11 protein-coding genes are annotated in these 12,624 nt (G+C 62.1%); 7 read left to right on the forward strand and 4 right to left on the reverse strand.

Annotated elements, in window-relative coordinates:
* The first annotated feature begins 112 nt into the window (after positions 1–112).
* The 6 genes from ABZY89_RS11160 (at position 113) to ABZY89_RS11185 (ending at position 7,162) form a co-directional block, all read left to right on the forward strand.
* Complete coding sequence (locus ABZY89_RS11160; protein WP_355227105.1) at positions 113–3,478, forward strand: hypothetical protein; 3,366 nt, start codon at positions 113–115, stop codon at positions 3,476–3,478.
* Positions 3,475–4,374, forward strand: coding sequence for a hypothetical protein (locus ABZY89_RS11165; RefSeq protein WP_355227107.1), 900 nt, complete (start codon positions 3,475–3,477; stop codon positions 4,372–4,374). The genes ABZY89_RS11160 and ABZY89_RS11165 overlap by 4 nt, the downstream gene beginning before the upstream one ends.
* Before the next feature lie 233 nt (positions 4,375–4,607).
* On the forward strand, positions 4,608–5,186 hold the full coding sequence (locus ABZY89_RS11170) for an ISAs1 family transposase (protein ID WP_355227108.1): 579 nt from the start codon (positions 4,608–4,610) through the stop codon (positions 5,184–5,186).
* Positions 5,183–5,344 (forward strand): hypothetical protein, encoded by a 162-nt coding sequence (locus ABZY89_RS11175; protein ID WP_355227110.1) that lies wholly within the window; start codon positions 5,183–5,185, stop codon positions 5,342–5,344. The genes ABZY89_RS11170 and ABZY89_RS11175 overlap by 4 nt, the downstream gene beginning before the upstream one ends.
* 36 nt (positions 5,345–5,380) lie before the next feature.
* Positions 5,381–5,665: a transposase gene (locus ABZY89_RS11180; RefSeq protein WP_355227111.1), complete on the forward strand. Its 285-nt coding sequence runs from the start codon at positions 5,381–5,383 to the stop codon at positions 5,663–5,665.
* 582 nt (positions 5,666–6,247) lie between these two features.
* A complete protein-coding gene (locus ABZY89_RS11185) occupies positions 6,248–7,162 on the forward strand; it encodes a tyrosine-type recombinase/integrase (RefSeq protein WP_355227113.1) in 915 nt (304 codons plus the stop codon).
* Positions 7,163–7,449: 287 nt separating this feature from the next.
* Here the strand turns inward: ABZY89_RS11185 and ABZY89_RS11190 are convergent, their stop codons facing one another.
* Positions 7,450–8,475 carry a hypothetical protein gene (locus ABZY89_RS11190; RefSeq protein WP_355227115.1) on the reverse strand — a complete coding sequence of 342 codons (1,026 nt, stop codon included), beginning with the start codon at positions 8,473–8,475 and terminating at the stop codon, positions 7,450–7,452.
* Positions 8,476–10,088: 1,613 nt separating this feature from the next.
* Positions 10,089–10,805 (reverse strand): hypothetical protein, encoded by a 717-nt coding sequence (locus ABZY89_RS11195; RefSeq protein WP_355227117.1) that lies wholly within the window; start codon positions 10,803–10,805, stop codon positions 10,089–10,091.
* 365 nt (positions 10,806–11,170) lie between these two features.
* Between ABZY89_RS11195 and ABZY89_RS11200 the strand changes: the two genes are divergently transcribed.
* Entirely contained in the window at positions 11,171–11,704 is a 534-nt protein-coding gene (locus ABZY89_RS11200) for a DUF1990 domain-containing protein (protein WP_355227118.1), read from the forward strand.
* Between the two features lie 92 nt (positions 11,705–11,796).
* Here ABZY89_RS11200 and ABZY89_RS11205 read toward each other — a convergent pair whose 3' ends face one another.
* Both ABZY89_RS11205 and ABZY89_RS11210 read right to left on the reverse strand, forming a co-directional pair.
* Positions 11,797–12,135 (reverse strand): S1 RNA-binding domain-containing protein, encoded by a 339-nt coding sequence (locus ABZY89_RS11205; RefSeq protein ID WP_355227120.1) that lies wholly within the window; start codon positions 12,133–12,135, stop codon positions 11,797–11,799.
* A 56-nt stretch (positions 12,136–12,191) separates the two neighbouring features.
* The gene (locus ABZY89_RS11210) at positions 12,192–12,578 is read right to left on the reverse strand and encodes a hypothetical protein (protein WP_355227122.1); all 387 of its coding nucleotides are present in this window, start codon (positions 12,576–12,578) and stop codon (positions 12,192–12,194) included.
* Between the last annotated feature and the right edge of the window lie 46 nt (positions 12,579–12,624).

Below are 12,624 nucleotides of genomic sequence, written 5' to 3' on the forward strand. Positions count from 1 at the left end.
TCGTTACCACCAAGGGTCACGTAGACATGGGAGTGCCCAGTTGCCAACAGAGCGAGACTTTGCAGCCCGTTTACGGGTTGGCCCGGCCGTACTACTTCTCGGTCAGGGCTACTTGGCTCTGGAGAGCGGAAGCGATCCCGTACGACAACTGGTCGCCTCAAAGTACGGTCCCGGAGAGGGCGCAGGTTACGACCAAATCCTCGTCGACGACTTCACTTCGCAGATCGAAGCCGCCGTCCATTGGCTAGACAGACAATCGAGCGGCCTGCCACAGCCACCTTCGCTGCAGACCGTCGCTTCGTTTCCGTGGTCCTCGCTGTACACCTCCGCAGTCGACAGCACCTGGATCGAGGCCTTCCGTACAGACTGGCGCCAACTGAGGCCTATCTACAACGAGCTCCAACGTCCCGACCAGCCGCGCAGCAAGATCGATCTAGTATGCACGCTCCTGTTTGGTTCAGCGCGTTGGCACGAGGTCGCGCCGATTCCCAGCAGCCAAATTGCTCTTCGAGTGCGCAGACCAGCCGCCACGAGCCTGCTACGACGGCTGCCAGAGTTGTTGACGCCACGCGGCGTATTGGCGATCGAGGGGTACGCCGCTGACGACTGGCTGACACCAGATGACCTCCTGTCGAGCTTGGACATGCTCGCCGATCAGCAAGCGCACCTGTTCAGTGTTTCCCCCGACCTCCGAGACCTTGACGTCATCCAGTACCTCACCTCCTCCAACAAGCTCGTTTTGCATGAGGAATCTCTCGCCTCGGCCGTACAGCGCGGTATCGATCAGGGACTGCTTCGGGCGGGAACGCCTGACACTGGGCTGGAGACCGGTCACCGCATTGAGTTGACCGACGACGTTCTGAACGTCCCTCGCGAGCTGTGGAAACGCGTTTCTCGAAGCGCCTTCATCCTTAACGATGACGACGTCTTTGCGCAGCCGCCCCCGCTTTCGAAAGCAGCGAGGTACGCGGCTTTCAGGAAGTTTCTGGAAACGTCGGAAGGTAAGCCCGATTGGCACGCCTACGCACGAGGTTTCGCGTTCGAGCGTGATTTCGAGCACAGCCTGTTTGATGTTGCGTCCATGGCCCTTGCGGCGAAGCAACTCCAGGAGAGGCCCATCCTTCTCCATGGGGCGACAGGAACTGGCAAGTCGGTGGCGATGGCCAGGCTCGCCTATCGGATAAGGCTGGAACGAAAGTATCCGGTTCTCTATATACCCAACAGGGTAAAGGTTCCCGCACTCGATGACATCGACGAGTTCGTGAGGTGGGCAGAGACCGCTGGGGCACCAGCAGTTTTGGTTGTCTGGGACGGCATGGCGACCCAGGACGAATACGATAACCTAGTCGGACTCTTGACGACCCGCGGCCGTAAGGCCGTCGTCGTAGGCTCTGCCTACCGTCAAGAGCCAACCCAGGACCTTCGCGGCGTAGAGGTACCCCGAGCGCTAACGAACGAAGAACTAACTCGCTTCAGTTCATACCTCCAGCAGGTTGACCCGGATATCGCGTCGGCAACTCCCGCCTCCGCGTTCATGCAAGGTAACGAATTCCTTGTTTCCCTATACCGTTTGCTTCCGCAGTCGCGCCTACAACTACGCCAGGGCGTAGCAAGGGAAGTCGGGTTCGCAGAGGCGGTGATGTCAAGGAAAGAACGCGAATCCTCAGTCATCGTCACACCTCGCACGGCCATGGAGTGGGCACTATTCGACAGCGGTGTTCTCGAGGACCTTCCTCCGCTCCTCACTGAGAGCACGGACCTCGCAGGAGAGGCTGTTCAGAACGTCCAGAGGCTGACCGGGCTGGTGATGGTACCTGGACAGTTCGGGCTGCCGATCCCTCTCGAACTTGTCCTCCGTGCACTTGGCCATGGGAGCTACTCCAACTTTGGCGAGTTGCTGCGGGGAACTGACGTATTCGAGTGGTATGAGGATCCCGAAGGCAACATAGACATTGGCCCGAGAACGTCTCTCGAAGCTCAGATAATCACTCAAAGCAGGCTCGGTGGACCATCAAGCGAGGTAAGCGTCAGCTGCGAGCTGATCAGAGAGATGACTCTCGATTCCATTAGTTCCGGTGGAAATCGCGAGGCCGACTTCATTGCCCGCCTTGCCCAGGCGTTCGACAGCGACAGGGCGGGAGTCGGCTACAGGCCGTACTTCAACGAGCTTGCAACCGCGCTAGAGTTCCTGCGAACCGAGCGAAGTGTCCAAATCCCTGAACTCATGCTTCAGGAAGCTCACCTACGTCGTGAGTGGACGCGCTCGGTGGAGGAGTCCGCCACACCGGACGACAGACTTCAGGCTCTCGTGCTGGCGAGGGAGGTGCTCGAATCGGCCCTGGAGGTCGAAGCAGACTTGCACCGCAGACACAAGTTCATGCGAATGTCACTTCTGACAGAACTTGCCTCCACATTGGCGACAACTGCCCGATTGCAGGTTACCGCTTTTGAGGAGCGCACCCAGGCATTGGCAGACTACGACGCCGCTAAGGCAGCCATCGAAGAGGCACGCAGGCTAGCGCCTGAGAATTACTACTCACTGGACGTTCTCGCATGGGCGACGTTCGATCTGATTGGAGCCGGCCTACTCGAAGGCGACTCACAACTTGAGGCCATCGCCAACTTGATTGTCGCATTTGAGACGTCGGACTTGGGTGGGGCAGGAACAAATGCCGACATGATGTTGAGGCGCCGAATGCAGATCGGTCAACTGTTCGGCAAGGCCGAACTGGAGGATAGCGCTTACGCCGACCTCCTGAGTCGAGGCTCTACAAGCGGAATCATCCTTCGTGCTGTTAAACGCGCCGGTGGACCCAGGATGTTGGACTGGCAACAGGAGGAAGCGGCCGCAGCATTCGAATACGCCGAAGCAGAGGCGCAGTCACTGTCAAAGGTTGACCAGAGGTTCCGAGAGGTAATATTGAACCTGTGGTTCGTCGGGGTATCGGGACACGCCCCGTTCGATCGGGAACGCATTGCAGCGTCCTTTGCGATGGAAGAATGGCAACAACTCGACGCACTAACACGTGCCGCCCTGGCCAGCGGCGAATCGACACGAGCCACCAATCTCCTATTCTTACGCGGCCTTGCCGAGTTCCACCTCGGATCATACGGGCAATCTCTCGAGACCTTCCGACAAGTGGAGCGCGATAGCGTTGGAATGCGAAGCAGGTGGAACGTCATTCGGTCCTATGTAGCATCGGATTCGTCCGGAAAGCCACGGCAGTTTCACGGCGTGGTTGTGGATGCGTACGAGGGCGGAAGTCGCGGCGAGCTCTACATCGAGGAGATTCAGCAGCGTATCGCGTTCCGCGGTAGAGACTTTGGCGGAGATCCTTTTGCCCGTGGCGATGCACTGCCGCCTCTGAACATAGCCTTCAGTCTGCAGGGTCCCATTGCGGATCCAGTCTCTGCGTATGACGTCGCCCGCGACCGCGAGAAGAAGCCGCGCTCCGCGCATACCAGGTCGCGGAGATGAGTGAGGCAGACCTCCTGGAGTTGGTTGAGAAGCTCCGGGCGGCGTTGGTCACGCTGCTAGATGACGAAGACGCACTCACCGGACCATCAGTGCCGCTGCGCGGCTTCAACGACCCCGAACTTGGAGTGTTGCGGCTGGCGAGCTGGCTGTACGCACTTCAGAACGAATCGGCGAAGGACGCATTCACATACCTGCTGGACATAGCGTGGAATACCCCGGTGGTCGACCTTTCGTCGCACATGGCCATCGTCCGAAAACTACGGACCTACTTTCAGCACCATCTCGCCGAATCCAGTCGTGATGAAGCGATCCGGCAAGAAGTCGAAACGTGGATGGCATCGGGTGCGGGGTTCGATGAAGATGATCCGGCACACTGGCGCAGCAGTCTGTCGAAACTGGCTGGTGACGCCACTCAGGGTCTACTAAGTCTGGTTGCGGGCGTAGAGGACGCTACTAAACTGGAGACCGCCAGCGCCGTTTCTTCGCAGTGGGCGATCTATAAGGAGAGAGCCATTCCTGCCCACGTTGTCGACAGTCGGATTGCGATATTGGCGGAGCAGATCGGGCTGAGCGATCTAAATGTTAAGTCGTTCCGCGATCGATACTTCTCGACTTGGAAAAAGAACTTGCAACTGCTGAATGCGAATGCCGACCCTACTGCTTACCTTGATGGACTCATCGAACGAGAACTGCTGAACCTCCAACAAGTTATGCCGATGCCAGTCAGCGGTGAAGACGTAATGGACGCCTTTGGCCTTGCGCCTGGCCGGGAGGTTGGTTCGATACTTCGCACCGTTTCTAAGCTCCACTCCGAGTCGGGAGGCACGAAGGAAGAGTTGCTGAGACAAGCAGCAACCATCCTCGACCTGGAAATCTACCTCGACCCGGCCGAATAGAAGCAGCTCCGCGATGGGCGAAAAACCCGCTCCGCGAGTACGTCATCGACTTCATCACACCAAGCCGGTGGGGGCCCAGGGACGCGGCATAGTCGCGAAGTCGGTGTGTGACCTGCGAGTTTGATGGTGCCGGTGTGGCGTGCGGCGTGTCCATGGGTGGCGGGTGGGGTCCGGGCGGAACGATGGAAGTCCTACGCTCACCATCGACTGCCACGAGGGATCCTCACCCGCCGATGTCATCTTCGTTCATGCCGGCTGCCTGTGGCCAGCCGCAGCGCCAGTACCTGCTGGACCTGCTCGACCAGATCCCTGACCCACGCAAGCGACGTGGGCGTCGTCACCGGCTGGCCGGGCTCCTCGCGGTCGGGATCGCTGCTGTGATCGCGGGCTCAAGGTCGTTCGCGGCGATCGGCCAGTGGGCGGCCGATGCCGGAGCCGAGGTGCTCGAGGACCTGGGAGCCAGGCGTGGACCGGCCGAAGCCTCGACGTTCCGCCGCGCGTTCGCTGCCCTCGACCCGGACAAGCTCGACCAGGTCCTCGGTGCCTGGTTGTGGACCAGGTCCGTGCAGGTCAAGGGCAGGTTGGTGATCGCCATCGACGGGAAGACACTGCGCGGGGCCAAGGACCAGGCGCACGGCATCGGCGCGGTGCTGGGCCAGGTCGCCGTCACGGCGAAGTCGAACGAGATCCCGGCCGTGCGGCGCCTGCTGGCCGCGTTCACCGATCTGGCCGGTGCGGTGGTCACCATCGACGCGCTGCACACCCAGACCGACACCGCGGCCGGATCCTCGACCGCAAGGCCGACTACGTGATGACGGTGAAGGGCAACACCCCGACCCTGTACAAGCGGCTCAAGGACCTGCCCTGGACTGATGCGCCAGCAACATCGTCGGTGACCAAGGGCCGCAGGCGTCGGATCCGGCGCACGATAAAGGTCGCGCTCGTGCCCGCCCAGATCGCAGAGGTTTGACGCACGGTCACCAAGCACGGCAAGAAGACGGTCGAGGTGGTCTACCTCATCACCAGCGACCGCCGTGTCGACCCAGCCACTCTGGCCGCTTGGGACCGTGGCCACTGGGAGATCGAGAACAAGCTCCACTGGGTCCGCGACGTCACCTACGGCGAAGACAACTCCCTGGTCAGGACCGGAAACTCGCCACGCGTGATGGCCACACTACGCAGCCTCGCGATCAGCCTGATCCGACTCGACGGACACGACAACATCGCCGCCGCCAACCGCCACCACGCCCAAGATCCCCAACGCACGCTCACGCTGCTTCAGACCGCATGAGCGACTTTGCCGCGTCCCTGGGTGGGGGCCGAGGGCCCAACGATTGAAAACCTGCGTCATTGCGCCGCCAGCGATGCGCCATCAGCCGCCTGACGACGCGGGCCTCCCGACGAGCAAAGGCGCCTGAGGTCAGGACCCGTTTGCGGGGTGCCCGTCGACCAAGTGGATGTGCTTCGTTCGCCCCGGTGAGAACTGAGCAATGTGCCGAGGGGTGCCGTGGTGCTCACGGCTCGGCTTGAAAAGACCACGAGCGACCGCGTCGTCATATGCCCCGACACCGAGCGGGTACTCAGTGAGGATTCCAGTGAGGCGATGGCTTTCGCCCCATGCCAGACCGTCCGCCTCGGTAGCGAACACCCCGCTCGCGAACCGTGCGCCTTCCCCGTGGAAGACCCAGACGCTGTCAAGTGCGGACTCCATACGCGAATGCTTGCAGACTGGCGCGGCGTACTCGCAGGTGCGTCCTTCCGCTGCCAGCGGCGCTAGCTCCAACGTCGTTAGCGTTGATCTGTTCGAGCGCCTCGCCGTGTTGGCGGCGGGCATGGCCCAGGCCTCGCTGTGAGTCGTCGCGTGAGGTGTCGCATGTCCACCACATCGAAGCTGCTGCAGTTCCAGCCCCTGTCGATGACGACCGCGGAGCTGGCCGCGGTCTCGTTCTTGGCCCGCTACGCGGGGCATACCCACGAGCTGTACTCCTACCAGTTGCGCCGCTGGTTCACGTGGTGCCAGACCAACGGGCTGGACCCGTTGACCGGGATCCAACGTGCCCATGTCGAGCTCTACATCCGCAACCTGGGCGAGGCCGGTCTCATGGCGTCCTCGATCAACACGATGATGCACGGGCTCCGGGGCTACTTCCGCTTCGCCCACATCGACGGACTGATCCCGGCCGACCCCGCCGTCTACGCGCGGCTGCCCAAGGTGCACGCAGACGAATCCCGAACCCAAGGTCTCGACCGGCTCGAGCTGATCCGCTTCCTTCAGATCGCCCAGACCATCACCGTCCACCACGGTGCCCTGGCCTACCTGTTGGGCATCAACGCGCTGCGTGCCTCCGAAGCGGCGGCGGTCCGGATCGAGGACTACGCTGAGACACTGCGGGGCCATCGAGTGCTGCACCTGGTCGGCAAGGGCGACAAGCCCGCGACCATGCCGCTAACCGTCCCGGTCCTTCGCGTTCTGGAGGCTTGCCGGGGCAAACGGAAGACCGGTCGGCTGATCCTGCGGCCGGTGTCGGGCAAGCCGATCGACCGTCGCGACGCGTACCGGATGGTCACGCGGGTCGCGAAGGCCGCGGGGATCCCGCGGCATATCAGTCCGCATTCGTTACGGCACGCAGCGATCACCAACGCCCTCGACGCAGGTGTGCCGCTCCGCGATGCCCAGATCCTGGCCCGGCACGCAGACCCAAGAACCACCGAGCACTACGACCGCGCCCGCGGGAACCTCGACCGCCACGGAGTCCACTTCCTCACCGCCTACGTCGCCGGCGTCTGACCGCTCAGCAGGGACACGTCAACTTCGCCCAGAATGACGCAGCTGAAACCAAGGTGAAATTGTACGGATCATCCTTGGATGCCATACCCCGGGCAAGGCGAAAGCGATCACCCGTGGCGGCAACGACTAGATGTCCGCCCCGACCCGGCCCAAAACCCAAGCAAGTATCGAGCGCGGTGTCCTGGCCTGGTTGACAAATGTCCGTGCCCGAGATCATCCTCACTGCGCTCGGCATGCAACGTTCGGACTTCGAACCCGACCTTCCTCGGGAGTGAGCCTCCCGTACGTCACGGCAGCTCGTCGCGCGGGACCTCGACCACCTGGACCGACCTTGTCTTCGGGAACTCGAGGTCAGCTGGCTCGATGGGGTTGCCATAGTGGCCCCAGGAAAACTCTCCGTCGGAGACGAACTGGCTGCATGCCGCCACCTCGTCGTCCGTAAGCGCACTCAACGGACGTCGTTCCCAGGACCGTAGCCCAGCTTGCCGGTCGGCGAGATCGAAGATCTCCAGGCCCCAATCCCTCCCCAAGCCAACGGCGCTCGACCGATACGCCGCGACCGGCAGGCCGTCGAAGTCGAGGAGATCCAGCGCAAGACCTTCTCTTTCCATGTACTCGGCGAACGCTTGGACGTATTTCCACTGCTCGTCCATGCCCTGTCGCCCAAGGGCGCCTTCGACCGCCTTTCCGAAAAGGAAGAGCCGTTCAGTCAGCATCAACTGGATGAGCGGCCGGATCACCTGCTTGCGAGCGCGGGAGATCGAGATCAGGTGGACCTCTCGGAATGGCGAGTCGATTAGAGCCTGCCGCACCCCGTCACTGAGTAAAGCGGTCACGGAGTAGTCGTCCGGCAACGGTTCGCCCGAGGGAAAGTATCGGTCACGTATAATGAGGTCAACATGCCCATCTTCGACGGCGTAGCCGCGCGACCCTTTGCTCCTGATCGTTGTTGCAATGGCCCGTCGATGGTCGGCCTCGGGTATCGGTGGGGTCACGATCACCGGCACGTTTTCAGCCTTGACAGCGCCGTCCTTGTCGGTGATCCGCGCCCAGGAAAGTGCGAACGGCTTCTTATCGTCCTTGTGCATGTACGGCCCACCGCGGAATAGGGCGTCGAGGTAATCCGGGTGGCGCACGGATCGGGCATCGGCCTCGTGCCGGAATAGCTCGGTGACCTCGACACCGAAAGGCACAGCGCCGTGACCGTCCTTGGACAGCAGGAAGTCGGGCCTCTCCGACTCATCAACGCCTGCGCACTCTTCGATGTCATACACCGTCCGCAAGATCGACCACTCGTTCGCGCGTTTGTCCACTGACCAATGACCTCCTCGTCGTCGAATGTCATCGCTTTTGGCTAACAGTCTCCGCCAGACCGGGATTGTCCGCGCCGCTGCCCTATCTCGGCTGGTGCCGTTGCGCCTCCGGGAGGCGCATCATTCGCGCGCCATCAACTCGCTCGAACACCTCGTTAAACCATTCGACCGTGCTAGACGCTGCCGCTTCTCGACCTACGACCGCACCCGAGAGGTACCGGCGACCGTCGTACACGACGCCGAACGTCATACCGTTGCCAATGCGGCGTAGTCCCACGAGTTGGGGACCGCCGCCGGTGTGGGGATCCGCACCCGCGCGCATCGACTCACAAAAGGCGCTAAAAGCCGCCCGACTCGTCCCGGCATGAGCGCTCGCCTGCCACAGGGTCTCAGCCGCGCGGACTTCTGCAGCCCCGCTTCCTGCGTGGATGAGGAACGAGGAGGCCTTAGGCATGTCTTCCTCGTGGAGGTGCCACTTCTGCGTCTTCGCGTTGAAAGCAAACACAGCAACGTAAAACCGTGCCGCCATCTTCTGGCCGAGTCTCGCGGCCATGATGATCGAGAAGTCGCGGTGTTCTTGATGGGGGTACTGCTTCCATAGGCGCCGGACCAAGCTTCCTACCTCACCAAACACCGATCGCGGTTGTGTGGTGAGAGCGCTGCTGGCCAAGTGTTCCTGCACCACAGGTAAGACCATCGAAGGAAAGAGAACGTCTCCGCAGTACCCGAATATGTATGGGTGAGTTGCAGATGCGAATGTCTTCCGACCATTATCCCAAGTATGGCTCGCACCCCAACTGATCCGACTATCACTGCCGATGTACACGGATGCCGGCCCACGGGTGTCTACTCCAACCCACGAGACTATTGAAGTCACCGCTATCCCCGTTCGTGGTGGTTCCCTTAAATCAGCCGTACACAAAGTCGGAGCTACCAGGAGGGCTGCATCCGACTCTGCAGCCACCGAAACCCGAGTGCCCACCGCCCTCGGGAGGGCGGCGGGCAGGGACACCTCGTACCGCCCCGTTATTGGCGGCCTCGGGAGTTGCGTCCCTAACGGAGCGTTGAGACTTCGCCAGGGTGCCAGCGCTGGCTGACAGCAAGAAGGATAGCGCCCCACGGGCTGCCGGGAGGGAGATTCGCTGAACAACTAAACGCGGTGACCATCGATCCGCCACGGGCCAACCTCAGACCGCGTCACCGCCTATGTCTGCAGGAGGACATCACGTCAGCGGACGAGCATCCGCGTCGCCCCAATGCCGTCAACCCGTCGGCCGGGGCAGCTCCGCCGCGTCATGTGATCTGTGACGAAATCTGGTCGCACACGCGGTCGCGAACGTCGGATGCCATCCGACTCCGACGACGTCGGACGCAACCAGGTCCGGCTTCGCGTCGAAGGTCGGGTCGACCCCGCGGTGACTCGCACGATGGGCGTGGTGAGGATGACGTTGGCCACGGCGTAGGCAGGGCCGGGGTACTTATTGGAGGCGGCCTCTGGCGTAGTGCAACCGCTTCTCTCATCTCCTGCAAGCTCCAACGATGGAGGGGAGGTGGGCGGAACGGACGCACGCCGGAGGCGGTCTGGGCTTCCCACCTGTGTCGAGCCGGAGGCTCTAGTCCCCCGCCCTGGAAGCGGTCAGGACCCTACGGAGGCGACGCCCTACTGCGCGTGTGCCGATCTGAACTGCCAAGAGACGTTGGGTAAGCGAGGCGGGGATCAGCCCTAGCGGAATGACCGGCGCGGACCAGAACAGGTCACCCGCACCGGTCCCATCGGCCCAGTTGAAGCGCATGCAGATGTCACTGATGTAGGCGTACTGCTCGCAGCCGACGAGTCGTGTGCGCTCCGGGTCCAACCAGCCTGCCGATGCGAGCACTCCGATGCCCTGATGGAAGTCCGACTCGCCGTCCAGCCGGATCGCTCGCTGCGCAAGCGAAGCCGACTGTTGACGCTCCAACATCACCCTGGTGTCGAGGAGTTCACCGCCATCCAGGAAATCCCTGAAGGCATTGGGGGGTGGAAACCCGCTTTCGGCGATCCAACACCCGAAGGACTTGATGCCGTAGCACCCGAGAAGCCGCGTTTGCTCCTCCCATCGCTCTCCGTACACATCCCGCCAGTCAATCTCTCGGGCCCGGGAAAGCCTTGCCGAATTCGAGTCGACGAATTGCGCGTACTCGTCATAGGCGTGATCGAAAGGCTGGCTGCGCTCGTTATTGCATTTCTGACACAGGACCTTCCCGAACTTGATGGTTCGACTCCTCCAGCTGGGAATCGGGTAGAGAGGTTCGCCCTCCCGACCAAGGAGGAGTCCTTCAGGCCCCCACATGCGCCGGAGGACGCTTGCCTTGTGGCGGTGTTCCCGGCTGTCTCCAGCGCCGCCGCACCACCAGCACACGCCACTTTGATCTCTGCGTAACCGTTCTAGATCCGCTTGCAAGTCCTCAATCCTCATCCCGTCGCAGCAATGGGACAGGACTCTACGGCGTAGCTCGTCGGCGGTGGTCAAGAAATGCGGTATGCCGGATGGTGAACCCGACGTCGTCATCGACGAGTCTTTGCGTTGTCCGGGGCCCTTCTAGCGCATCTGGTGATTCGAGAACCTGCGTCATTCCGCCGCCTGTGCAGCCGGATCGGCGCAGCGGTGAAGTGCTGATCCGGGTGTTCTGACTATTGATCAGCAAAGATGCCTCCATGGACGTGCAGGAGCTTCCGGAAGACGAGGCCGCCAAACTGCGTTCAGCTGCGCACACCTACGAAGAAGTCGGGAACACCGCGATTGGTCCAGTCGCCGGCTTCAACTGGTTCGAACGCTCGGTCATCTTGCAGCGTCGAGACTTCGAACGAGCCGCACAGGACCTACTGTCGTGGCAAGTGCAGGCGCGGTCGGGCCTACGGGTGTCTGCATCCGACACCCCGCTTCAACCCTCCACAGTCGTGCTCATGCGGCTCGGACCGGGTCCGCTGTCACTTCGCATCCCTTGCCGAGTCGTGTGCCTCATCGACGAGCCCGACCTCGTGGGCTTCGCCTATGGCACACTCCCGGGCCACCCGGAGGCGGGAGAGGAGCGCTTTGCGCTACGCCGCCACGCCAACGGCGGCCTCGAACTGACTGTTGCCGCCTTTTCACGACCGGCATCGAATCTGGCCAAGTTCGGCGGCCCATTCAGCCGCGTGTTCCAAGACGCCATGACCACGAGGTACTTGCGCGCGCTCGACATGCCCTGATGGCCATCCGGCACCGTCGTGTCGCACTCCGGACACGTGCATCACTCCCCCGCCTGCCGGCGGACTCAACGGCCTGCTGAGCGGCCGGCCCGTCAGAAGTGGGCGCGCTTGAGGTCTGACGGGCGCATGCTCAATCGGATCTGCCGGTTGTGATGGGTCGCGCCGAGTACGACGGCGCGCACTTGTGAACCGAGTGGTGGATAGTCACCCTGCGACAGTGGCCTGTCGGGATGGTCGAGCAGCATCGGGAGTTCGATCAGACCGATGACCGGCTCGCCAAGGTCGATGAAGAAGCCGAACCTGTGGTGGCTGAACACCGTCCCCTCGACGACGCAACCTGCCGTGAAGCGATGGACAGCGTCGGCCCATTCCGGGTCGGACGGTGCGGATCGAGACTCGAAGGCAGTCCATTCATTGGTCGGTCCCGTCACGTTGACAATCGTGCCGCATGATGCGGGATCGTCCTATCCCGCGAGTTGGGAAGCTCCTACGGTTGCTGAGTCATACGCAGCCAACGCTCCGGCGGCGCCTTGTGAGCCCGAATCGCCGCCGCCTCCAAGATCTCCCAGTGGTCGAAGACATGCCGCTCGAACTCACGCGGCAGGCGCACGCGATGGTCCTCGACGTAGTGCGCGAGTCCCTCTGGCCACAGATACACACCGTCGGTCAACTCGGCGCTTCCGTTCGCCGAAAAGTCACAGATCCGACAGGGCGAAAACCTCATCATATGGAGCACCGGCAGACCACCTCGAAGGTACGCGACCATGAGTTCCCGCTCGTCGTCGTCCCAAGTCTCATCAAGGTGTCCCCGCGGATCTGGCAGCGTGGGATCGTGCTTGCTGCGCCAATACCCGACACGGATGAGGCTCGTCATGTCACCATCCTGACGCAGCAGCCGTGACGACTCGCCACGTTGAGCC

It is taken from the genome of Nocardioides sp. NPDC006303 (genome assembly GCF_040613175.1).
GTDB lineage: Bacteria > Actinomycetota > Actinomycetes > Propionibacteriales > Nocardioidaceae > Nocardioides.

What these genes read in the sequence shown, in the direction of transcription:
- ABZY89_RS11165 (WP_355227107.1), top strand. Translation starts at nt 3,475, where the DNA reads ATGAGTGAGGCAGACCTCCTGGAGTTGGTTGAGAAGCTCCGGGCGGCG.
- ABZY89_RS11170 (WP_355227108.1), top strand. Translation starts at nt 4,608, where the DNA reads ATGTCATCTTCGTTCATGCCGGCTGCCTGTGGCCAGCCGCAGCGCCAG.
- ABZY89_RS11185 (WP_355227113.1), top strand. Translation starts at nt 6,248, where the DNA reads ATGTCCACCACATCGAAGCTGCTGCAGTTCCAGCCCCTGTCGATGACG.
- ABZY89_RS11195 (WP_355227117.1), bottom strand. Translation starts at nt 10,805, where the DNA reads ATGTGGGGGCCTGAAGGACTCCTCCTTGGTCGGGAGGGCGAACCTCTC.
- ABZY89_RS11200 (WP_355227118.1), top strand. Translation starts at nt 11,171, where the DNA reads ATGGACGTGCAGGAGCTTCCGGAAGACGAGGCCGCCAAACTGCGTTCA.
- ABZY89_RS11210 (WP_355227122.1), bottom strand. Translation starts at nt 12,578, where the DNA reads ATGACGAGCCTCATCCGTGTCGGGTATTGGCGCAGCAAGCACGATCCC.